The following is a 22,325-nucleotide window of genomic DNA, read 5'->3' as shown; positions in this document are numbered from 1 at the left end:
ATTTTGATAAATGAATTTCTTAAAAATACTGAAAAAAACTGTTATCGACAGTCAGATTTATGTCTCCCTTATGGGAACTTTTTTTGCAGTATTTTTCATCAAAGAGCAAAACACATTCCGTTTCCCTACAATTCTGTTAATATTCATCACTTATTTCAGCGGCTATCTGTACACTAAATACCAGTATACCAGGCACTTTTTGAAAATACTGGCTCTGAATGCTGTTGCAGGTATTATCTGTGCCCTGCTGATCATTTACAATCATAATGAAATAAGGCTTTTGAAATGGTTTGTGATTGTGGTTCTGGGGCTTCTTTACAACAGTTTTTTCCTTGACGTTTACATCCGGAAGATTCCGTTGCTTAAAGTTTTTTATGTGGGGCTGTTGTGGGCTTTAGTCAATTGCTGGCTTACCCTTCCGGAATTCAGTCTTCCCATTTTTCTGATCAGTTTCTTTTTTATAACGGCACTTGTCCTGCCATTCGATATCCGGGATATGAAAAGTGATACGGTAGAAACATTCCCTAAACTGATTGGGGTACAAAATACAAAGTATATAGCCTACGTTCTGGTATTCATCAGCATCATTATGGCTGTTTTTTATCTTCGACTTAAGTATGGGACTGCATTTTTCTTATCCGGAATCATTACTTATATTTTCATCTACTTCTCTGAAAACAAAAGAGATGACACTTATTTTTCGTTCTGGATAGAAAGCTGCTCTGCACTTCCTTTTTTATTTTTACTAATAATGGAGTATTTTTGACGAATGATTATCAAAAAGCTTTCCCTTTACAATTTCAAAAACCATTCGGAGAAGAAATTCGAATTCTCTCCTCAAATCAACTGTTTTGTGGGAAACAACGGTGCCGGGAAGACCAATATCCTTGATGCACTTCACTATTTATCCGTAGGAAAAAGTTTTTTAGGCAATACGGATGTTAACAATATCAAAAGGGAGGAAGATTTTTTTACCATTGATGCTGAGATACAGAATGAAGACAGTGAAGATATCATTAAAATTTCCCAGCCCAAAGAGGCCAAAAAGCTCATTAAAAAGAATGATAAAAGCTATGACAGGCTTGCCGATCATATCGGGTATCTGCCAAGTGTGATGATTTCGCCTTATGACTCCAATTTAATTTCAGATTCCGGAGAAAGCCGCAGAAAGTTTCTGGATTCTATGATCTCTCAAACAGATTCTGAATATCTTTTTGATCTGATCCAATATCAAAAAACGGTGCAGCAGAGAAATGCCCTTTTAAAATATTTTGCAAAAAACAGAACCTGGGACAAAGATTCACTGGAGATCTATGATGCTCCGATCAGTAAATTCGGAACCAATATTTTCGTCAAGAGAAGAAACTTTGTTGAAAAGCTTGGCCCTATTGTTCAGAATTTTTACCGCATTATTTCGGGAGGAAAAGAAACCGTTTCCGTTCAATACCAATCTGACCTGATTGAAGATTACAACGCCGCTGATCCAGACAGGGCTTTTCATACTCTTTTAACAGAAAGTCTTGAAAGAGACCGGATGCTGACATATACTTCAAAAGGAATTCACAAAGATGATCTTCTGTTTGAAATGGATCAGGTGCTGATCAAGAAAATAGGTTCACAGGGACAGCAAAAATCTTTTCTGATCTCGTTAAAGCTGGCACAGATGAGCCTCGTGAAAGAGCTAACCAAGAAGACCCCTATCCTTTTACTGGATGATATTTTTGACAAACTTGATGACACCCGGGTTTCACAGTTGATCGAACTTGTTAATCAGGAAAATTTCGGTCAGATATTCATTACAGATACCCATCGGGAACGTACAGAAAGTGTCGTTAAGAAGATTAATGAAGAAAGCATCATATTTGATGTTTAAAATTTGAACCCAATAACCCGAAACCTGAAACGGCCCCATGAAAAGGAATAAAAAACGTGAATTTCAATCCTCAGAACTTGTAAAATCTTTTGCAAGGATCCATGGTTTTGAGCATAAATTAATCGCTTTTGAAATAAAAGATTTTCTTGAAGATTATCTGGATGAAAGTCTGTTCAATGAGATCAGAAGTGTGAATATTGAAGATCAATGCATTATGATCAAAATTGACTCTCCCCTTCTGAAGCACGATTTTCAGATGCGTAAAAGTTTCTATCTTAAAAAGTTTCAGGATAAGTTTGGAGAGGATAAATTCAATGATATCCGCATTTTATAGGTTTATTTTTCATTAAATTAATTCATGACATTGAATTTAATATTATATTTGAAAACAATATTAAATCACCTAAACATGAAAAAATCAATTAAAAAACTTAGTAGAGAAATTTTAAGCCAAATTATGGGTTCCGGAGTAATAAAAATATGCTGTGAGGCTAATTGTGACACAGGGGAATGTTTATCCTACGCTATCCTTCCAAACAGATGTCCATCACCGGATATTTGTTGATAATTTATATTTGACCTATCTGTAAAAAACAAAAAATGCTCCTTTTTCCGGGAGCATTTTCTTTATGTATGTTAATTCGGTTATATTCTAAATTTAATGTTCTTCCTGCTTATTGGTAAGGGTGCTGCTCATCAGGTCATCTGCTTTTTTATCCAGTCCTGAACTTAGAGGGAAGAAAAACTTGAATGGATTTTTCACAAAATATCTGAAGATCTCTCTGTAGATTTCACTTACCTGTCCGAAGTTCATTTTTCTTGATCTGAACGCCAGAAACATAGATAAACTGAAACTTACCAGGAAGTTGAAGAATCCAATAAGGAAGACTGTAACGAAGGATATCCAGAACGTATAGGAATCCACAGAAAAATCTTTTCCATAAAGGCCCAGAGCAAAGTTACCGGCAGCAAAAGTAATGTGTCGGATATCAAGATCCAGTCCGAAGAACAAACCTATCGGGGCGGTTGCTCCCAAAAATACCCCAAACCAGAAGTTGGAAACGATTCCCGGCCAGTTTTTAGCATAGTATTTAGAGAGTCTTTTCGCTGTTTTTTTTCCTAAGAAGTTTCTGATAGAAAGATTTTTTGCAATCCTTTCCGGAATCTGGTAAAACACAGAGTTATTTCCGATATTCCCTGAAATGATCCCTGAAATAAAGAGATAAAATCCGGCAATACTTGCATGAAGTATGGCTTTAGACTTAAAGGGGTCCAGGTCTTTTAACAATTTATCTGATCTTTCAACCGCTAAATTCTGGGAGAAAAACACATCCAACCCATAAATAATCGCTAAAGCAATTGGAAAGGAAAGAAGTACATTTCCTACAAACGCAATGAACTGGCTCCTGAATAGTTTGGAGACGAGATGGGCAAATTCGGTATTATTCCTTTTGCTGTTTCCCTCTTCTGACAGAACCTTGGTCATCGTAGCTGCGGTCATCGCCGGCTGTTTTGTAGCCAGTGTAAAGCCCATCAGATAGATCATAATGAATCCCATCGCATAGTTCATCGAGTATAAGAATGCATGTGAAAAATCACTTCCCGGAATATATCCGTAAAGCATTTTCAAAACACAGAGCGCCCCGACAATAATTCCACCGCCACTGGCTTTATAAAACATCGTCATATACTCTTTGCGGGTAGAGGTAATGTAATGCGTTCCTGTTTCTGCGGTGTGGTTGGTAATCAGGTGTGAAATCAAACGGGTACTGTCATTGATCAGATCCGCAATATTATTTTTATGGGATTTATAATTCAGGATATTAAAAATCAGCTGTTTTGATTTTATAGTAATATCCTGCTCATTATCGATCACCAGAAGCTGGACAATTTCATAAATTCTTTCGGTCTGCTGGCGAATCTTAAGCAGAGACTGGTTGATCTTACCGGAAATTCCATATTTAGCAGAATTTTTAAAAGCAATATTGACAAATTCATGACAATGTTCTGTATAGATCTTGATCTGTTTGTAACGGCTGTCTTTGGAATGCAGCTGCAGTTCAGGATCATTTTTAAGGTCTTCCGTAAGTGCTTCAAGCTCGTTTTGCAGGGCCAGAAATGGATTGTCGAGATTTCTGTACTGAGGCGCCATTCTTACCACCTCCACTTCCATCGCCATTCCCGTCACACGCCAGGAAAGAATGCTCATTGAAAAGATCAGCTCTTTCTTAACATTGGGCTTGGTGATAAAATCTGAAGCTCCGAGAAGGTTTAAAAAATCATCGATTTCATTTTCAGGAAGATTATGCAGATATCTCAGATCTTTTTTGGGTCTGATGCTGACATTATCGATCATGTACCACACCGTTTTCTCGTTTTCTACGGGTGGCAGTATTTTATTTAGAATCCTTTTTTTCAGTTCCGGAAAGAACGCGTTTTCTGAAAGAATATTAGCTTCGGTCAGGGAAAGATTGAAAGGTCTGCCTTCAAAAACATTATGGATGTAATGTTTAAAATTTTCAGCAAAATTGGGATTGTTTCTTAGAAAATTGAGAACATCTGTAAAATCTGACTTTTTAACACTCTCTAAAAACTCGGCAAACGGTTCTAAAGAACGGGTTTCGTTCTTAAAAGAGAAGTATTTTTTAAGAACTGATTCAAAATTTGTGCTGGAATTAAAAAATTTCATTACAACAAAGATACTATTTCAAACTCACATTTCTCATCTGTCTCATGATCCAATTATGTTTCTTTCTTAAATAAGGTGATGGATTTTTAGGATCATATTTCTTTGGATTTGGCAATACCGCCGCGATCCAGGCTGCATCAGAAGCACTTAGATCTTTAGAAGATTTGCCAAAGTAATACTGAGCTGCCGCTTCCACACCAAATACTCCCTGCCCCATTTCAATGGAATTCAGGTATCTTTCTAAAATGATATCCTTAGTCCATACTTTCTCAATGATAAAGGTATACATCGCTTCCAAGCCTTTCCTGAACCAGCTTCTGCCCTGCCAGAGAAAAACATTTTTGGCAGTCTGTTGTGAAATGGTGCTTCCACCACGGATCTTTTTTCCTTTCTCGTTATTTTTCATCGCTTTTTCAATAGCGGTGTAATCAAAGCCGTTGTGGTCAAAAAATTTCTGATCTTCAGAAGCAATCACTGCTTTTTTAACGTTATTTCCCATTTCATCGTAGGAAATGTAATCCCTGTGCAGCTTTCCGAATTCTAAGATGCCTCCAATCTGTGTGATCGTAATAGGAGGATTAAAAAATCTGCCCCAGATAATGAACACCACATTCAGAACAAGAACGATGAAAATAAGCTGTTTAATTTTTTTCCACATAATTTTTTCTAAAAAGGAACTGCAAAAATAAACATTTCGTCCGAGTTATTGAAGCTCTTTCATGTAGGTTAACTGATATTCCGGAAGAAGTTCCGGGTGAAAGATCTTGATATAGTCTTTCAGGATCAAATCAGCTCTTACTGCCCCGCTTTCAAAAAAGTCATTGGCTTTATTTTTTTCTTTCCCGGCTATGGTGTAGATCTTTCCTTTGTTGAATGCATCCAGTTTCCCATAGAAAGGATTGGTCGCCAACATTTCTTTTTTAGAGGTATGGCTTCCTGCATTTACCCAATACTGTACTCCGGCTGACTTTGCAAATACTTCCTCAAAGCTCATCGTCAGAGATTTTTCTTCTTTATTGTCTTTCATGATATAAGAGGCATTGGCATCGGTAATATAATTCGCTACGGATGTTTTTCCACCCGGCAGATACCAGACATCTCCGTACATCTCATTGGCCAGCACTACAGGTTTATCTTTTGCCTTTAATGCCAGCTGTTTCAGATCAGCATAGTTTTTTTCGATTTCTTTATATTTTGCCTCAGCCTCTTTCTCCTTTCCGAAAAACTCTCCGAAAAGTTTGATGTAAGCCGTTTTTTGCAGCGGAAGCTGTTCCATGTATTCATCCAGGAAAACCACCTGTATTCCATTATTTTTCAGCAGCTGATAGGCATTGTCAAAACTTGCAATATAGTTTGTAAAAATCGCATCCGGTTTCATAGAAATGATTTTTTCTACGTCATACTTCTGCTCGCTTCCTACATTCTGGATTTTTCCGGACTTCAAAAGATTCTGAATTTTTTCGGAGTAAATATATTCCGGACTTGAAACTCCGATAATCAAATCTTCAGCTCCCAGCTCAGAAATATACCCCGCCATGCTCGCATTTAAAAGGATTATTTTTTTGAATGGAGTCTGGTTGGCTTTGAAATTATAAGTGAAATTCCCTGACTTTAACTCCAAAAGACCGTCATGCTCCTTAAATTGGGTGCGGTTTGAGATATTAGTCCAGTCTGAGGACGAAATTTTTTGTTCTCTTTTACAGGAGATTAGCGCTATAACTGTAAATAAAAGTAAAATTCTCTGTTTCATCTTTCAAAGAACGGAAAAAAGTGCTATATTTGCAAACCTTAAAACATCAAGGAAACGACGGCCTCGTGGCGCAACTGAATAGCGCATCTGATTACGGCTCAGAAGGTTACAGGTTTGAATCCTGTCGAGGTCACGAAAACAACAGGTTAACAATTAGATCAAGCTCATTTCAACGTATGAAGTGTCGAGATTTAGGGGTTAACCTGTTTTCTTTTATCCCTTTGTCATAAACCCGTCACAACGATTCTGGTCATTTCTTTTAATCTTAAAAATATTATAAGCATGACTCAAAACCGACCTTCATTTCTTGTCACAGAGCTTGTCACAAATGCAAAATTTATGACAATTACCACACATTTTTACCTAAACAATTACAAAAGAAAAGACGGCAAGTGCCAGATTTTTTATGATGTCTCCATAAATGGAGAAAGAGATCGTATTCCAACCGGTCTTTATACAAATCCGGATAGATGGGATAATAACATCCGTAGAGTTAAAAAGAAGTTTGACAATGAAGACATCAATCTGTCTCTTGATAACATGGAATCAAAAACAACAGAAATTAAAACACATTACCGTCTATCTCGTTCTGCTTATTTAGATGTCAAAACTTTCAGAAATGAATTTTTCAATAAAACTCCAAAATATGATTTCATATCATTTGCAAAACACCACCTGGAGAAAGTACCTACAAAAGATTCTACTAAACGGATGGCAAGAAGCGTTATCACAAAGCTTGAAAATTATAAGCATCCAATTCCCTTCAGTAGTTTGACTTTGGGCTTTTTTGAGGATTATAAAGGCTACTTGTACTCTAAAGGAAACAAGCAGACAACAATTGCCGGAAACATAAAGACAATCAAAAAGTTCATTAATCTCGCAAAGAAACACGGGTTATTTATAAATTTTGACATTGATGACCTGAAGGTGGGCTCCATGAAAGGATCCAAGACCAATTTGACAATTCGCGAAGTTGAAATTTTAAAGCAATACTATTTTAGTGATAACATTGATAGAGGACATTTGTTGACTTTAGGTTACTTTCTTTTCGCATGTTATACAAGTTTAAGGATTTCAGAAATACAAAAGTTGAGAAGAATCGATTTCAAGGGGGATGCCGTGACGTTTCATTCCGAAAAAACAGATAAACCACATACGATTGTGCTTAATAATACAGCTAAAGCTATTATAGATAGACATCCAGCATTGTTTGTAAACCAGATCACACCTGAATCGATCAATCGAACATTGAAAACTATAATGAAATTAAATACCATAAACATTAAGAAAAATGTTTCAATGCACACCGGCAGACATACGTTTGCCACCAATTTTCTACGTAAAGGCGGCAACGTACGAGATTTGCAACAGATATTAAATCATTCAAGTATTCTGACGACGATGATTTATGTACATATTGTTGAGAAAGAATCAAATATGGCTTCTTTTATAATGGATTAGCTGATAGTTTCGGTGACAATATCTATTTGATAGGTATTGTCACCAACTTTATCTTTGTTCAAACTTACAATCAGATGTATATTGTTATTGCAAAAAATATGATTTTTAATTTGCACCTGGCTAAAACGCTCAGCATTAACCTCTTTTTGCCATTGATATTGAACACCTATAGTTCTTTGACGTAACCATTGCAAAAAGTTTTTATTAAAAAGCTCGGGATGTGCACATCCGGGAACATTCTTCGAATTGTTCTGTCCCCCAATTAATCCATCATAAAAAACCAATCCTATGACATCAGAAGATTCCAATGCATCAATAGCCGTTGGCACACTAGTTTCTTTAGGCTTTGCAACAGGAAGGGGATATCCATTTATTTCAACCTCTGAAGTATTCTCATTTTTAAGACCATTCAGCTTTACACCTTTATAATCATAATATATACTGTCCAACTTATAAGGCGCAGGCAGGTCTGGAAATTTAATCAAAAATGATCTCTTTTTAAGAAATGTCTTTTTCGGATTTTTTACTGAGAACTCATTAAAATCCTGAACATTAGAAGGTTCATTTTTCCCCAATCTATTCATATAAATTTTAGTTCCTACAACATCCATATCATAATTAAACCAGTTCTTTATCCCATTGACATAATCTCCAAATGTCATTTCAGGAACAGCTCTGCTTAAATCTATTTCATTGAGATTGTTAACCACTTTGGTGTCTTCTTCACTCGCGCCATCATCTGTTAAAACGTCTGAAGTCAGCCTAAAGCCTATTACATCATAATCAGAGGCATCAGAGTTTAATGGAATATATTCAACAAAAAAGCTGATTCTATTGGAGGTTAAGTTTAACGGGACGGAAATATCAGTAGGAAAAACCTTATCAAGAAACCCCTGAGTATAATATACATTATGCTCCCATATTATGGTATTATTAGCAGTAATTCTACAAACGATTCTTCCATAAAAAGATTGAATTCGAAACGATCCCTGTATTTTATAGGTACCCGGTTTTAAATCATAAAAAGTTCTATCATACAATCTTTTTCGCTTTTTATATACTTGTCCATTAATCAAACCAGTCCAAGGCTCATCTTGATAGTAATCCATTTGTGTTGCCTTCGCTTCCAATCTTGTCTGAGATTTCATCGTAAAATAGTCTGTACCTGAAAAAACCCATCTTTGCTGGAGATCCGGATCTGACAATATATCTCCTAATAAGTCAAAGCCAGCATCTCTAAAACCTACCTTTAATATATAAATCGAATGCGGACATGGATGTATAATATTTACATTGAAAATATTTCCAGAACCATCAATATAATTCCTTTTCATTTTTGGCAGATTATTCTCAATGACACTATCGTTATAATATCCATCAAAACTATCCCATATATCATCAGAACCAAATTTCTTAGTGAAAATCCTTGGAAAATTATAATTTGTTTGGGGCCATTTTTTCAAAACAATTCCTTCGGCAAATGAATAGATATCATCAACTTTGAATTTTTCGTATGGAAGTTCACTTAACTTTTTATCAAAGTTCGGAATCTCCTCAAATCCATAATCAATCTGACCTGTCAACACATAGCCTTCAATACTTTCAATCGTCAATGTTGCCTGATATGTTTTGTTTTCGTGAAAAAGATGTCCTTCAATAACAACTTCCACATCTTTACTCTCATCACTCAAATAATCACCAAAGGTTTGAAAAAAAAGATCATCAACATTAATTACAAAAGGAAAAAAGAACTTAGTAAAAACCCTGTCACTCATCATTGAATTCTGCTCCTGTGTACTAAATTTCACATTAGACAAATCAAGAATCCCCTTATTTGTATAAAATTTTATTTCCATTATTCTAATAATATAAAATCTAAATCAAACTGAATTAATTCTAAGCTAGAGTCAGCAGCAACAATTTTTTGAGCAATAACAAACCCCCTGTAAACCTTGTTATCAATCTCAACATAGCATAATTTACTCATGATTATTTCATCAATTATTTGAGTGCATTTTTCGAGAATAAATCCCGTATTTATCGTCCAGGTAGTAATTTTAGTCACATCATATTTCTCTTTGACGGATGAAAGAACATTTTGATCGTAAACATGGCTATATTCCGGAGTTTTCTTTAAATGTCCGGTAAAGCTGAAGGATTCTGGACATAGATTCTGATTTTCATACTGCAGATTAATTACATGAGGACCATTGTTTGGGATGGTATAATACACAAGCTGCTTATCTTCTGTGATTTGAAAAATCTTTTTTCTGGGGAAAATTATTTTATCTTCATCATCTTCAATCTTCACGCGTGTAACCAATCCATCTGCTAAAACATTTGGAGTTCCGATTCCTATTTTATTAGGTAAAATCAAGCCTTGTATGTAAGCAAAAATATATTTAGATCCTGCAACTCTTTGTTTTATCAAGTTATTAGAAAGTAGTGGAAACGCTGCGGGTTTTTTACCAGGATAAAAATGTATAGCTGCAACATTTTCCGAGTGAACAACATTATAATCAACATCCAATTCTTCAACTAGAATTTTAACTTCCGCAGGATATATCCATAATTTATTATCAAACTTATCCGGCTTCTTTTCTTCTTTAAGTATGCTTTTTTTTAATCTTAAAAAATATTGGTGAATTTTAGCTCCCAAATCAAAAGAGGCCTTTTCATTATAATAAGGAACAGTAAGAGGCACTTCCATGTTAATTGTTTTATCTTCACTTTGAAATTTAATTGATAATGTAGACCTCACATATCTAGAAGATAATTCCCGTTTAATAAAGTTTATAATTTTATCATCTAAACAAAAATTATATGTCTCGATTCCTGACAGAAAAATAAAACTAATCACTGATAAACTGACAGGAATACTTATTGTTTTGTCTTCGTATTTTATCAAAATATTGTCACTTAGTTCTCCTATAGGTAAGTTTGATGAATTTAAAGTTGATATAATTACTTCTGCTGACTGAGATCCTGAATTTATGGAAAATTCAAGCCAGTAAGGACCTTCTATTGTAAAAGCTTTGTTATACGGATTAATTACTTTTAACACCTCCTCTTTTATTTCTCCTGCTGATTGGAGTAAGGAAAAATTGAGACTTTTAGGAGTTATCATCATATCTCCGTTAACCACAATTAAATTAATAAGGAACGATTTCACATTTACGTATGGCCCACCAACAATTTTTTTAAAAATAGCAGAACTTATTTCATATTCGCCTTCAATAGGAAGATTTGAATTAGATATAAGTGGAGATTTTTCTTCTAAAACCAATGAGTTATTTACAATTGGATCTACATTTTTAAAGATTTCTAAATTATTGAAAAATCGCATCGGGCTATTATTAACATTTCCAATGATTTTAATATTTAAATCTCCTGTAAGGCTATTATTTTGTCTATTATAAATTAAATTATATTCATTCTTATCAGTTATGATACTTTCTGGAATTCCCTGAATATTTAAAGTAAAGAATGCACTTGCCTCATTCAAATAGTATCCAATTTCATTATTCACACCATAATAGGTGAAAAAAATCTCAATTGGATATGATCCAGCGCCTAAAAGCTCCAAATCTTTAAACTTTATAAATGCATTTTTGTTAAAAGACCCTGATCCATTTACAAACTCGTAGATTACATTAGTACCGTCAGTTATTTCTATAGGATATATGTCTGTATTATTAACATTACCATATAGAACAATCTTATACGAACCATACAATCCAACATTTTGCGTAGAAGCTTTTACATTAATTTTTACATCTGGAGGAAATGGGTTTCCGTGCTGCCAATTTACGTCAGTAGTAAGCGTTGACGCTTGTATATAATCTGGAATTTCTGGTAATTCTATAGGCATATTAATGTCTGTTTTTAGTTAATAAATTATCGTATTCGCTTGTCATATCTTTAATATCTTTCCCAGTACGAGCAGATTTTTCAAAAACACCTCTTACACCGTTGTTTTTTAAATAAATCATTACTTCTGTATTATCTCTAATAATGTCCAATGCCTTAATTAGCATTTCATCACTACCGGATGAAACAGTTTGTTTCGGATATAGTCCATTTTCAAAACCTTCAACTCTTCGAATTTCTTCCATATACATTTTTTGGATATTAGGATCAATTTTCTTCATAGTTTTTCCCGAAACAACGAGTTCTGGCATTGTGGGGCCTGCCTCGCCAACCAAAAGTGTTGGTTCATCATAAACACCCGTTTTCGAAGATCTTCGCCTTGCATTGAACAATTTATTGTCTTGCGATCTGAGAACCGGATAAAGCCCGTCCTCTGCTCCTGGAGCACTCGGTAACGGTGTACTCATTATAGTAGCCAATTGAACAGCTCCCATTGCACCGGCTAAAACAGTCATCGCTAAACCTAAAGGGAAAAATGGCTGTGTCTGTGCTGCATTAATTACCGCCATTGCGACCCCGGAAATTGCTTGGGCAATTTGCAGATCTCTTTGACGTTTGGCTGCTTTATATTCAAGTTCAGCCTTTTTTCTGTCTAACTCAGCATCAAGAAGTTGAGTTTCTTTTTTATAGTTCTCCTGGGTAATTAAGCCTGAATCAAGTTGACTTTTTAATTTCTTCTTTTTTCGTTCACTTGAAACCTCCATTTTTTGAAGCATTCTTTGCTCGTTGGCCTGAACAAATCCAGAATAAGCACTAAACATATTTTGAGCAATCTGAGTTGCTGCACCGACTTTTTGAATTTTTTCAGAAAGATTATCGGTGTTGGTAAACATTGCCTTCCATTGATCCTGAGTAAGACCAAATAAATCAGCATTACCAGCACCGAAGGAGCTGAGTTTTCCACCAAGCTTTTGATCGTCGCCTTTTTTAATTTTAGCAATATCAGCAATGATACCTGCTAACTTATCTTTATATTGCTGAATTCGCTCAAGCTGATCTTCAGTAAGAAATTCAGGAGCCAACTCTGCAACCGTTTCAAACATCGCAATTTGTTCCTGGAAGAATGTAACTTGCTCCTGGAGACTTTGCTTCTGATAGTATTTTTCAATAGCTGTCTTCCCCTCTTCCCAATTACTAATAAATTTTAAAGATTCTTCTGTATATCCTTTTGATGCAAGAAATTCTTTCTGTTGTTTTACTGAAACATTGGCGGATAACGTTTGATTTTGTTCTCTTGTTATTAAATTCAACCGCTTCTGCAGATCCTCTTCATCTTTTTTCAGTCCAATTTCGGTATACTTATCGTCCAGAGAACGAAGCTTAAAATTGGTCTTTTCTTTTTCAGCAGTTTTAGTATCTTCTACCAGCTTATTTTCCTTTATCCATTGCTCTTTGATTGCGATAAACTGTTTTTTAAGATCACCCTTTTCTCTTTTTATGATTCTGCCGATATCGTCAAAATCCGATTGCTTGAATTTCTGTTTTTCAAGTTCAGCAACCCTCTTTTTACCTTCTGCAAGCAGCAACGCTTTTTCTTTTTCATAGCCCTCGTTTTGAATTTCTGCGTTGGCTTCTTGTTTCTGTGCTTCCAATTCAAGCTCTTTCTGGTCATAATCTTCGGCATGTTCAAGAATCTTCTTACGCATGGCCTGATATGCATTTTCAGCTTTACGTGCTGCCTTGTCTTCATCCGTAATTTTTTTCTTTTTTTCTTTTTCCGGAAGAGGGGTATAATTTGAAGTAGTATCTGTTTTCTCAACTTTAGCATCAGCTATTTTCTTAACAACATCATCAATGTTTCCATCCAGCTCTTCTAAATCTTTATTTGTTTTTTCGACAAGACTATTAACTAATACAATACCCCCCTTGGCACTGCCATCAGGATTACGCATTGTTTTATCAGTCTTATTTTTCTCTTGAGTGGCTGTGAAAATCTCCTGTTTCCCCGCTAATTTTTCTCTTTTTTGATATTGCTCATCTAAAATCGCCTGTAGTGCTCTAACCTTTGCCGCAGCTTTTATTTTGTCGATTAAAGACGAATACACTTTATCAAGTTTAGAAGTTGCAATAAATTCAGCATCCAAAGTTCCTTTAAACTCCGGAGCAATCTTGATAAGTTCATCATAAGCTTTCTTACGCTCACTCAACTGCGTATTTTTATCCTTTAAAACTTTAATCAGCGGCTCAACTTTAGCTTTGAGTTCTGCAGCAGATTTAGATTCTTCATCATTGATTCTTTTAGAAATATCACCTTGCAATTCCAAAGCTCTACTTTGCTTAGTGCTAGCAGCGGCCGCCTCTTCAGCACTTGTTTTAAATAACATATAAGCAGTCACTACAGCCATCACTACCCCGACAACCGCAACCCAAGGATTTGCTGCTGTAACTAGATTTAATCTTTGCTGAGCAATAGTCTGAAGATTAGTAGACCCTGTTAGACGGGCTAACGCAAGCGTACTGTAACCGAGTGTTACATTCCAAATATTCTGAAGAACCGTACTTGTTTGATTTAGTAAATTACTTGCCTTCTGAACTATCGTATAGGCAAGCAATCTCTCCTTAATTTTAGCAAGAGTTAATTCAGATAAGGCCAAAGCAGTATTGTAGGAGAATATTGAAACTACAGCAATGGTAAGTATTTTCGTAAGAAATAGAAGTGATTCCCTAAAAATAGTGACCCCTCCGGTACTGTCTTCAACAACACCTAGTAATTTACCTATAGTTTGAATTAAAGAAGCTAGAACTTTTGCAACTTTTTCACTGGTGTAGATTTCTTTCCACTTCTTTTGAAGTTTATCATAAATGGCAGCCGCGTTATTATTCACCTTATTGAATTCATCCTGCAAAGAGGTAGCTTCATCCATTGCCTGTCCAGAGAGCTCTATTGAATTTCTGAATTTATCTGTATTTTCGGAAGCTGCTCCAATTATTGATATAACCTCTCCACTATTTAACTTAAGACCATCTAAAATTTGAGATAATTTGACTGGATCTAAACCTTTCGCTCCTTCCGAGAATTTTAAGAAGAATTGCATAGGATCTTCATTGAGTAGCTTTTCAACTTCCTTTTGAGAAATATGCATTACTTTAGCAAATCCAGCAGTTTCCTTTCCTGCAGTTCTTATAAATGTCATATAACCAGACGAAGCCCTTTCTGCATCGATACCACTTTCTTCAAAAGCAGCACCTAAAGCCAATGTTTCTGCAATACTTGGTTTTAGAGCTTCAGGTAACTGCCCCATTCTTAAAGCAAAATCTGCAATATTCTCTTCTGATGCAGCCCCATCTGCTCCAAGTTCATTTAGCCCAGATCCGATTTCATTCATAGCCTGACCAAAGCCTAATTCTTTAGTTTCTTTGAATAAACCTTTTATTTTACCTATTTTTTCGGCAACTTTCTCAACTCCTCCTGCAAATGAATCACCTAACGCAACATAAGCCTTGTCAACCTCTCTGGTAAAATCCTGAATTTCGGCTTTTGGAACACCTAAACGCCCGCCAATCTCAGCAATCTTAAGGAGATCAATTTGATTGGTACGGGTGTCGAAATCAGTATAAGCAGCCGTTAAGTCTTTTACCTCTTCGGTAGTCATACCAGTTGTCTTAGCAACCGCAGTCTGAGCATCTACCAATTCATTGTTTAAATCAACAACTTCCTGCATTTTCATTAAGAAACCAGCAACGGAAGCTACAGCCGCAACTATAACGCCTGTATATTCATTGAAGGTATCTAAGAAGGATGATTCCTCAGGCCCGGCATTCAATTCAGCTATTCTATCATTAATTTCCTGAAGTTCATCTCTTGTTTTATTAAGGGTATCGCCCTCAGTCATGTGCCTCATCGCATCCCGGAGATCTTTAGCTCTTCTAGTCAGCTGATCAGTTGTCATGTCCATTATCTTCATGGCACCGATTTCATCATCAATCTTTGACCGATTATCTCCTAACGCTTCATTTGTAGCCTCGATCTCCTTACGTAGGTTTTTATAGGCAGTATTAGCCTTATCAAAGTTTTCTTGAAATTTGGATTGTTGCGATGTGAGACCTTGTATCTCTTCATTAATCGCCTTTGCTGCTTCATCTGCCTTCTGCTTAACCTTATCAATCTGAGCCTGCAGCTTCTCATACTCTTTAGACCCCTGTTCATATGCAGATTGTTTTTGACGTAAAGCTTTTACTTCATTGATAACGAAAAGCTCACTTTCCTTAAGCTTAGTATTATACTTACCTATCTTATCGGTGTTAGACTTTAAGATCTTCTCTTCGGCTTTACGCTGTTTATCTAACTCCTTCTCCTGCTGCGTAAGATCTTCAAGCCTTACTGATAATACTTTGTTGGCCTGCTCGAGATCAAGCACTCTTTTCTGAGCCTCATTGCCATCGACAACTATCTTGAGCTTAAGTATCTCATCCGAAATCACATTTGCCATCTCTTTTTTTTATTGGCAATGTTAGGCAGATGACCGTACAACCTACGTTACATCAAAAAAGGTGCGACCCTAACTACCTGTGCATCATACTGATGACAAGGCAACTATTAAAAATGACTATATGTTGCAAAATCGGCCCTACAGGGCATTCTACAGGGGCATTTACAGCCAAACTGACCATATTTCCAGCAATCTGGGCGACTGCAACCGCAATTTCGATTCTTGGCGGCGTCGGCCTCAAGCTGTATCAACTTTATTTATTTATTTTTAACGAAGGTTAGAATGCTGATTTTCAGAATATTGATAAAATCTATCAGTTTTTAATTTTTGATTTTAGCCTTTTTTTTGACTCAAAAATCACTTTTTTATAAATATTTTAAGTCCTGTAAAAAGCAGGAAATTACTTGAAAAATTAAGCAAAGCAACTGCTAAATGTTATTGATAAAACACTATAAATTAAATGTTTAAAAAAGATTATCATCAGTGAATTATTATCTATTTAATTACAACAACTCAAAATGTTGCAAAATATTTTTTATGGTAAATATCCCAGAAAAATGAGTTGCAGGCGTTGGAATTGAAAAAATTGTGATTTACACTTTTAACAAAAAAACACCCCTACTGTGACGAGTAGGGGTGTTTAAAATAATCATAATTAATATGTAATTATGACTTCAACTATTTTCAAATTTACAATAAATATATCTAATTGATAAAAATTAAAAAATTATTCCTTTTTCCTTTAGTTCGAATATTTTCGTCTCTACAATAGCTTTTTTTAGATCTTCATGAAAAACATGATGCCATACATAATGCAAATATCCAAATATTTCTTCATCAACCAAAGCTGAAAGGAAGACATATAGATCACGCCTATCTTCATTTTCAAAGTAGTCTTCATCGAATTCAAAAATTGTATCTGCTGAGATCTCCCAACGTTCCCGGAAGTAGCCATCAAATTCAATGTTCTTATCTGCTGCAGCGCCCCTAATTAAATTCATAGCATCGTTATAGAAGTTTTCCATATCATCCGGATCTTCCTCAATGTAATTTCCTAGGAGCTGAAATATGTATTTATCATCTTCCATGGCTAAAATAAGGTGTTTGGGGTTTTCTCCGGTTCTAAGTTTTCTAAAATCAATTTTACATCATATTTAGGATGAGCAAAATCTAAATAGTCAGGATTGTTCAGCCATTTTAAATGATCATTTTCGTTCAAAACAACCGGCATTCTTTTCTTTGAATTGTGAACATCAGCCATTAAAGTATTTGCTTTCGTTGTACAAATTGAAAATGTTATTATATCATTCCAAATATTATAAATTCCTGCCAACGCAAAAGGTTTATCGCCATTGTCTAAGTGAATTCTATGTAACTGTTTCACTTTACCTTCAGAATCAGGATTACCAAATTTATCAAGCGAACGCCATTCGTAGAATCCATTTACTAAAACTAAACATCGTTTATTGATACTGTTTTTGTAACTATTTTTCAATTCCAATTCTTCAATCACAGCATTTAATGTTTTAGATTGAAAAGTTCTGTCTTTGCTAAAAAACGGCAATAAACCCCAGTCCCCGATAACTGCAGTATCTGGATTTTCGTCAGTTATTATCGGTAGTGGTTTTTCAACAGTTCCTTTTGCACGAAAGCCCGAGAGCATCTTTTCACTTTTAAATTCAGTGAACTCGGTCTCCACATTAAATACCTCACGGATTTCTTTTCTGGATAATTTTGCGTCAACGTAATAGCACATGATGATGTTAGATTTACTTTGCAAAGTACAAATATTATGCAATTATTTCGTATGCCTATCTGCCCAGCCTTCATTACTATTTTCATTATCACCTTTTCGCTTTTTTCCTTGGTATACGAATTTCTTTTTTGGGGAAATAATACTTAAAAGCCAGAATTTAGCCAACTTTAATCCGTAATAATCAATTGATTCAGCTGCCACACTGAAAAGCACAACTTCATTTTCAATGAGCTCTTCAATGTCAAATTTCTTACTCTCTGTATAAAACACATCTACCTCCTGTTTTTTATCAGAAGTAATGATCCGAACATGATCTATGTGCTTAGATTTAATTAAGCCTGCGATTTCCATGTTTCAAAATTGATACAAATTTAAACATCAACAAAAAATAAACGGATACATTTTGTATCACACATTATATGACAAAGCAAAACCCTTTATACGACAGAACTTGACGCATTAAAAAGTTATCCACAAAAAAGCCTCCCGGTTCACGAGAGGCAAAGTGTAATTTTTAAGAAATATGAATGGATGTAATTATTCAAAGATAATGAATCAGCTATTTTCCGGATATGATTGTAGTCATAATTCTACGGGAAACCGTAATTGTTGATTTTGAATTGTTTGTATATTGCTGTTCTAAAAATTATAGTAATGACAATAGAATTTACAAAGGAACAATGGCTTCCATTAAGTGACAAGTTTCAAATTTTTCATCAGTTTCAACAACCATTTGATGGAAAACCAATTATTCAAGTTTATTTTTATCCTGATAAAAGTCAGAATCCATTTGCAGTGTTGACTGATATTTCTCAAGTTAGCTACTCTGATTTAGGAAATACTTTAAACTTACTGTCTACCAATCCGTTTGATGGATATATAGTTGTTCGGTAACAAAATCCCCCACCTAATAAGTGGGGATTGTATTTTACAGAAACCCATAATTTTGGATTACGAATTATTTGTAAATTAGCAACCTAACCAATTTTCATGAAAATATATTTACTATTTTTTATACTACTATTCGTAACCGCTTTAAAGGCACAAGACAAAACTTTTAATATCACTGACGAAGGTTTAGCTAAGTATGTAGTCACTGATATTCCTGGAATCTCAAAAGAGGAGGCATATAAAAAAGTTATTGATTGGGTTAATAGAAAATTTAATACTCCTCAAAAAGCAATAAAAGGCATGATTGAGAATCAGTATATCAGAATAGAGGCTGTTAGCGAATCTGCAATGAGATATTCGGGCATAGGAGGTTCGGTATACTTACCTATCAAATATGAGATTGAAATATCATTAAAAGATAATAAATATAAATTTGAAATAATTTCTCTTCAAGAAAAGAACTATTTATACCCGCAACTATCAAGTACTGAATTTATAGAGCTTAATTTAGCAAAGACAGATGGGGCAAATGGATATAATCGTGTTCGAAAAACAAATGGAGAATTTAGAAATAAATATAAATACGCTTCCGAATTGGCGGATTACTTTAATTCTATAAATGAGAAATTGAAAATTTTCTTATTAGGATCAGATAATCCTGCTGACAATTGGTAAATGTTTTATCACAATATTTATAATAATCCCCACCTAATAAGTGGGGATTTATTTATCAGGTTAATTCTGTATCAGAAAATGTACTTTTTTTATTTTGGTAAATTCTCAACCAAGGACGTCTACATAATAGATATTTAAGAGCATCAGATAAATTAGTAGAATACATTGGAAGTTTTTCTTTAGGAAGTTTTTCCGACGATTTATCCTTGTATATTCTGGATATCCCTTTTGCATTTTTCTTCACGATCTGCTTCGCAACATTCATTGAAGAGATTAGCTGACGGCATTGATATTTATCAATCAATAAATTTGGAAGCTCCCGATAATTTTCATTCATTAAAGCTTTCACAAAATTAAATTCAAGCTGCTGCTCAATATTCCCCTGATTTCTTGACATTAGATTTACCGTCCAGCCGGTCGGTGTTCCGTCCGGCCAAGCTTCCAGAAATTTTTTCATTTCGTTTGCCCAGTCACGGCCTACATCTTGGTAGGCATTTGCCGAGCGGTCGAAATAAAAATCAATTACTTTCTTTTTATGGTGTGCAAAAAACTTTAGAAAACGTTCGCAGATTTTTTCTGTCTTCTGGCTTAAAGAAAATATGTTTTTTAAAACCCTGATAGTGTTCCCCTGAAGCTGAGCTACAACCATCGAAATCATATTTCCGAAATCGGCTCCTATTTCTAAAGGCTTATCTGGAATACAATATTTCAAATCCGTTGAAAAGGTTTCAGCATCGTCCCCGGTTCGATAACGGTAGTAATTCTCGCGTATAATTCCGTCCTCGTAAATATGGCGATTGTCGAATGCCAGATAAAACCTTTGGCCGGCTTCTACCATAGGAGCCTGGGAAAGTACGGCCGTATTAAATTCTATTTCGCCAAGAGCTGCCAAGGCCGTTTTGAAATAATCAAGCCTTAAAATATTGACATTGACAAAAGATGAAGCTTTATAGAAAAAAGTAGAATTTATACGAAGTCTTGTTTTCAGAACAGATAATTTTTTCATCTTATTCTGAAGCGTAGCTAATAATTTCTTGTTTCTTTTTTTCGCTGCCCGGATCGTACCCGCCAAAGTTTTATTAAGTTCAAGAGAAATTTGCAATAGATATTTGATCTGCTGCAGCTTCATTTCTTTTTCTTTATCCAATATCCAGTCGTATTCACCCGGCATAATAATGTTCGGATAATCGGTAGTGAAAGTTACTCCCAAGTAATAAGGAGATTTGGCAAACATGGTAGCATCCCCACGCAGTGCCGGGAATAATCTGTCAATTCTATTTTTTTCCAGATATTTTGTTTCATCACCCGCTAAATGCTGGTAAGAGTTACCGGCTCCGGAACTGGGTGTATCCATGGAGATATAATTGAAGAAATTGCCGGTAAAAGTAGAAATGGTATGCTTATACTCGTATGGAGTTTTATATGGTTTTTTAAAGTGATCCGGCGGCGGCTGATCTACCACGTAATGAATACCTTCAATCCAGCCTTTACGATTCCAACCTTCAATAATAGCTGGAACGACATTTTTTAAAAGATTTGTATAGGTGTTACCCACCAAAGCAATGTAGCTATGAGGCATCTCATAGCATATATTCATTAATCTTTCGGAAAGGTAATCTGTCGTTTTTCCAGTACCCCTTCCAAGTACCAGGAAAAGATTCTGAGGCTCCATAAGATCCGTGATCATTTTGAGCCAAGTGGAATACCTAACTTCTACATCATCATAGACCGAAAGCGAATCAATTCGAACCGTCTGGTTTTTCATCATCAAATATTTTAATCGGCAGAATCATTGCTTCCTGTTTTATTCTATCAATAGCTTTTGGAGAAAGTTCTTTTGTATTTTCATCTATCCAGTTTTCGATATCGGTAAGATCCTCATTTACGACATCAAACTGATTCATGTCCATAGTGTAAACTTTTAGAGGTTTTTCAAACATTGACTTAGGAAGCTCAGGCGGATCTTCCTGATCAAGTTGTCTAAACTTATAAGCCTTGTCGGCTATTCTTGAGGCTTTTTCGAAATCAGAAGCATCTTTAGATACAGCTCTTGCCATTTCATAATCCTGATCCAATTTTGCGGCATAAAACTTTCTCCAGGCCTTTTTAGATATCTTATCATCGGCATTAAAATATTCGAAAGACTCATTGTATAGATCAATCGCTTTAATTCTATTTCCCTTGAGAGATTCTTCAAAAGAAACCAAGTGTTTTACAATTGCTTCTTTGGAACCGTAGATATCTACCCGGTTCATCATCTGGTAAATTTTCTCCAAAAGATTTACATATTGAATAAACTCTTCCGGAGCAGATGTACTCTGTCCGGCTTCAATCCATTTATATAAATCGCTTAAATTATAATCAGTCAATCTCTTCGCCATACATTATTCTTTTCCTTAATTCTTCAAGCTTCTGAGAGTCTCTAAGTTTTGCCAATTGCTGTATTGCTGTAATACTTCCCGTAGCTGCACTTTTTGAAAGTTCTATTCCCGCTTTTGCGTCAACCAATAAGATTCCACGATCATAATGGTAACGTACCCAGGAATCTTCCTGCATGTATTCAGATTTCATTGTTTTCTTTGGGATATCAAAATACAGAGCGATTTTATCAATGCAATATCCTGCACCGGAAAGGTCTTCCAGCTCCTCCAACTGCTCCTGCGAAAGTCTTACCTCATAATCTCTCATTAGTTCATATTTAATCCTTTATAAGAGAAGAAAGCCGGCCCCTTTTTAGGAACCGGTTTCTTTGTAGCAATTATACTTTTAAGCATTTCCAGAGAAATATTAACTATAGGATTGTTTTCACAATCAGGATTGTCTTCCAGAGATTGTTTCAACTCTTTTATGCTGAAAAACTTATGCTTCAT

At 35.2% G+C, this 22,325-nt stretch carries 19 protein-coding genes and 1 tRNA gene; 7 read left to right on the top strand and 13 right to left on the bottom strand.

Annotated features, from left to right (window positions below; translation table 11 throughout):
• Nucleotides 1-10 precede the first annotated feature (10 nt).
• From IW16_RS17110 to IW16_RS17100, 3 genes are read left to right on the top strand one after another with little or no spacing between them, the layout of a single operon-like run.
• Nucleotides 11-766 (top strand): UbiA prenyltransferase family protein, encoded by a 756-nt coding sequence (locus IW16_RS17110; RefSeq protein ID WP_034747100.1) that lies wholly within the window; start codon nt 11-13, stop codon nt 764-766.
• Between the two features lie 3 nt (nt 767-769).
• Nucleotides 770-1,873, top strand: a complete 1,104-nt coding sequence (recF, locus tag IW16_RS17105) for a DNA replication/repair protein RecF (RefSeq protein ID WP_034747099.1) — start codon at nt 770-772, stop codon at nt 1,871-1,873.
• 37 nt (nt 1,874-1,910) lie between these two features.
• Nucleotides 1,911-2,207, top strand: a complete 297-nt coding sequence (locus IW16_RS17100; RefSeq protein WP_034747097.1) for a DciA family protein — start codon at nt 1,911-1,913, stop codon at nt 2,205-2,207.
• 324 nt (nt 2,208-2,531) lie between these two features.
• Here IW16_RS17100 and IW16_RS17095 read toward each other — a convergent pair whose 3' ends face one another.
• The 3 genes from IW16_RS17095 to IW16_RS17085 are packed head-to-tail and all read right to left on the bottom strand — an operon-like array spanning nt 2,532 to nt 6,312.
• Nucleotides 2,532-4,562: a recombinase gene (locus IW16_RS17095; protein ID WP_034747096.1), complete on the bottom strand. Its 2,031-nt coding sequence runs from the start codon at nt 4,560-4,562 to the stop codon at nt 2,532-2,534.
• A 13-nt stretch (nt 4,563-4,575) separates the two neighbouring features.
• A complete protein-coding gene (gene mtgA, locus IW16_RS17090; RefSeq protein ID WP_034747093.1) occupies nt 4,576-5,220 on the bottom strand; it encodes a monofunctional biosynthetic peptidoglycan transglycosylase in 645 nt (214 codons plus the stop codon).
• 45 nt (nt 5,221-5,265) lie between these two features.
• On the bottom strand, nt 5,266-6,312 hold the full coding sequence (locus tag IW16_RS17085) for an ABC transporter substrate-binding protein (protein ID WP_034747089.1): 1,047 nt from the start codon (nt 6,310-6,312) through the stop codon (nt 5,266-5,268).
• 59 nt (nt 6,313-6,371) lie between these two features.
• Here IW16_RS17085 and IW16_RS17080 point away from each other — a divergent pair.
• Nucleotides 6,372-6,445, top strand: a tRNA-Arg gene (locus tag IW16_RS17080).
• A gap of 149 nt (nt 6,446-6,594) precedes the next feature.
• Nucleotides 6,595-7,773 carry a site-specific integrase gene (locus IW16_RS17075; protein WP_034747087.1) on the top strand — a complete coding sequence of 393 codons (1,179 nt, stop codon included), beginning with the start codon at nt 6,595-6,597 and terminating at the stop codon, nt 7,771-7,773.
• Here IW16_RS17075 and IW16_RS17070 read toward each other — a convergent pair.
• From IW16_RS17070 to IW16_RS17040, 6 genes are all read right to left on the bottom strand, one after another.
• Nucleotides 7,770-9,629, bottom strand: coding sequence for a hypothetical protein (locus IW16_RS17070; RefSeq protein ID WP_034747085.1), 1,860 nt, complete (start codon nt 9,627-9,629; stop codon nt 7,770-7,772). The two genes, IW16_RS17075 and IW16_RS17070, sit on opposite strands and share 4 nt — an antisense overlap.
• Nucleotides 9,629-11,644, bottom strand: coding sequence for a hypothetical protein (locus IW16_RS17065; protein WP_034747083.1), 2,016 nt, complete (start codon nt 11,642-11,644; stop codon nt 9,629-9,631). The genes IW16_RS17070 and IW16_RS17065 overlap by 1 nt, the downstream gene beginning before the upstream one ends.
• 1 nt (nt 11,645) lies before the next feature.
• Nucleotides 11,646-16,133: a phage tail tape measure protein gene (locus IW16_RS17060; RefSeq protein ID WP_051890380.1), complete on the bottom strand. Its 4,488-nt coding sequence runs from the start codon at nt 16,131-16,133 to the stop codon at nt 11,646-11,648.
• Between the two features lie 719 nt (nt 16,134-16,852).
• Complete coding sequence (locus IW16_RS17050) at nt 16,853-17,221, bottom strand: hypothetical protein (protein WP_034747077.1); 369 nt, start codon at nt 17,219-17,221, stop codon at nt 16,853-16,855.
• A 2-nt stretch (nt 17,222-17,223) separates the two neighbouring features.
• Nucleotides 17,224-17,889: an SOS response-associated peptidase gene (locus IW16_RS17045; RefSeq protein WP_034747074.1), complete on the bottom strand. Its 666-nt coding sequence runs from the start codon at nt 17,887-17,889 to the stop codon at nt 17,224-17,226.
• A gap of 42 nt (nt 17,890-17,931) precedes the next feature.
• Nucleotides 17,932-18,240 (bottom strand): hypothetical protein, encoded by a 309-nt coding sequence (locus IW16_RS17040; RefSeq protein WP_034747070.1) that lies wholly within the window; start codon nt 18,238-18,240, stop codon nt 17,932-17,934.
• A 303-nt stretch (nt 18,241-18,543) separates the two neighbouring features.
• Here IW16_RS17040 and IW16_RS17035 point away from each other — a divergent pair, with 303 nt between their 5' ends.
• Both IW16_RS17035 and IW16_RS17030 read left to right on the top strand, forming a co-directional pair.
• Complete coding sequence (locus IW16_RS17035; RefSeq protein WP_034747067.1) at nt 18,544-18,783, top strand: hypothetical protein; 240 nt, start codon at nt 18,544-18,546, stop codon at nt 18,781-18,783.
• Between the two features lie 96 nt (nt 18,784-18,879).
• A complete protein-coding gene (locus IW16_RS17030) occupies nt 18,880-19,455 on the top strand; it encodes a DUF4468 domain-containing protein (RefSeq protein ID WP_034747064.1) in 576 nt (191 codons plus the stop codon).
• 55 nt (nt 19,456-19,510) lie between these two features.
• Here IW16_RS17030 and IW16_RS17025 read toward each other — a convergent pair whose 3' ends face one another.
• The 4 genes from IW16_RS17025 to IW16_RS17010 are packed head-to-tail and all read right to left on the bottom strand — an operon-like array spanning nt 19,511 to nt 22,325.
• Nucleotides 19,511-21,223, bottom strand: a complete 1,713-nt coding sequence (locus IW16_RS17025; protein WP_034747060.1) for a hypothetical protein — start codon at nt 21,221-21,223, stop codon at nt 19,511-19,513.
• Entirely contained in the window at nt 21,195-21,836 is a 642-nt protein-coding gene (locus IW16_RS17020; protein WP_034747055.1) for a hypothetical protein, read from the bottom strand. Before IW16_RS17020 ends, IW16_RS17025 begins: the two co-directional genes overlap by 29 nt.
• Nucleotides 21,817-22,143 (bottom strand): hypothetical protein, encoded by a 327-nt coding sequence (locus tag IW16_RS17015; protein WP_034747052.1) that lies wholly within the window; start codon nt 22,141-22,143, stop codon nt 21,817-21,819. Before IW16_RS17015 ends, IW16_RS17020 begins: the two co-directional genes overlap by 20 nt.
• A complete protein-coding gene (locus IW16_RS17010; RefSeq protein WP_034747049.1) occupies nt 22,143-22,325 on the bottom strand; it encodes a hypothetical protein in 183 nt (60 codons plus the stop codon). The genes IW16_RS17015 and IW16_RS17010 overlap by 1 nt, the downstream gene beginning before the upstream one ends.

Source organism: Chryseobacterium vrystaatense (assembly GCF_000737765.1).
In the GTDB taxonomy this organism is placed as follows: domain Bacteria; phylum Bacteroidota; class Bacteroidia; order Flavobacteriales; family Weeksellaceae; genus Chryseobacterium; species Chryseobacterium vrystaatense.
The sequence above is the reverse complement of the archived record's forward strand: the minus strand, read 5'-3'. Positions and strand labels throughout refer to the sequence as shown.

Excerpts from the sequence above, each read along its gene's own strand:
- IW16_RS17110 (WP_034747100.1), top strand. The coding sequence starts at position 11 with ATGAATTTCTTAAAAATACTGAAAAAAACTGTTATCGACAGTCAGATT.
- recF (WP_034747099.1), top strand. The coding sequence starts at position 770 with ATGATTATCAAAAAGCTTTCCCTTTACAATTTCAAAAACCATTCGGAG.
- IW16_RS17100 (WP_034747097.1), top strand. The coding sequence starts at position 1,911 with ATGAAAAGGAATAAAAAACGTGAATTTCAATCCTCAGAACTTGTAAAA.
- IW16_RS17095 (WP_034747096.1), bottom strand. The coding sequence starts at position 4,562 with ATGAAATTTTTTAATTCCAGCACAAATTTTGAATCAGTTCTTAAAAAA.
- mtgA (WP_034747093.1), bottom strand. The coding sequence starts at position 5,220 with ATGTGGAAAAAAATTAAACAGCTTATTTTCATCGTTCTTGTTCTGAAT.
- IW16_RS17085 (WP_034747089.1), bottom strand. The coding sequence starts at position 6,312 with ATGAAACAGAGAATTTTACTTTTATTTACAGTTATAGCGCTAATCTCC.
- IW16_RS17075 (WP_034747087.1), top strand. The coding sequence starts at position 6,595 with ATGACTCAAAACCGACCTTCATTTCTTGTCACAGAGCTTGTCACAAAT.
- IW16_RS17070 (WP_034747085.1), bottom strand. The coding sequence starts at position 9,629 with ATGGAAATAAAATTTTATACAAATAAGGGGATTCTTGATTTGTCTAAT.
- IW16_RS17065 (WP_034747083.1), bottom strand. The coding sequence starts at position 11,644 with ATGCCTATAGAATTACCAGAAATTCCAGATTATATACAAGCGTCAACG.
- IW16_RS17060 (WP_051890380.1), bottom strand. The coding sequence starts at position 16,133 with ATGGCAAATGTGATTTCGGATGAGATACTTAAGCTCAAGATAGTTGTC.
- IW16_RS17050 (WP_034747077.1), bottom strand. The coding sequence starts at position 17,221 with ATGGAAGATGATAAATACATATTTCAGCTCCTAGGAAATTACATTGAG.
- IW16_RS17045 (WP_034747074.1), bottom strand. The coding sequence starts at position 17,889 with ATGTGCTATTACGTTGACGCAAAATTATCCAGAAAAGAAATCCGTGAG.
- IW16_RS17040 (WP_034747070.1), bottom strand. The coding sequence starts at position 18,240 with ATGGAAATCGCAGGCTTAATTAAATCTAAGCACATAGATCATGTTCGG.
- IW16_RS17035 (WP_034747067.1), top strand. The coding sequence starts at position 18,544 with ATGACAATAGAATTTACAAAGGAACAATGGCTTCCATTAAGTGACAAG.
- IW16_RS17030 (WP_034747064.1), top strand. The coding sequence starts at position 18,880 with ATGAAAATATATTTACTATTTTTTATACTACTATTCGTAACCGCTTTA.
- IW16_RS17025 (WP_034747060.1), bottom strand. The coding sequence starts at position 21,223 with ATGATGAAAAACCAGACGGTTCGAATTGATTCGCTTTCGGTCTATGAT.
- IW16_RS17020 (WP_034747055.1), bottom strand. The coding sequence starts at position 21,836 with ATGGCGAAGAGATTGACTGATTATAATTTAAGCGATTTATATAAATGG.
- IW16_RS17015 (WP_034747052.1), bottom strand. The coding sequence starts at position 22,143 with ATGAGAGATTATGAGGTAAGACTTTCGCAGGAGCAGTTGGAGGAGCTG.
- IW16_RS17010 (WP_034747049.1), bottom strand. The coding sequence starts at position 22,325 with ATGAAGCATAAGTTTTTCAGCATAAAAGAGTTGAAACAATCTCTGGAA.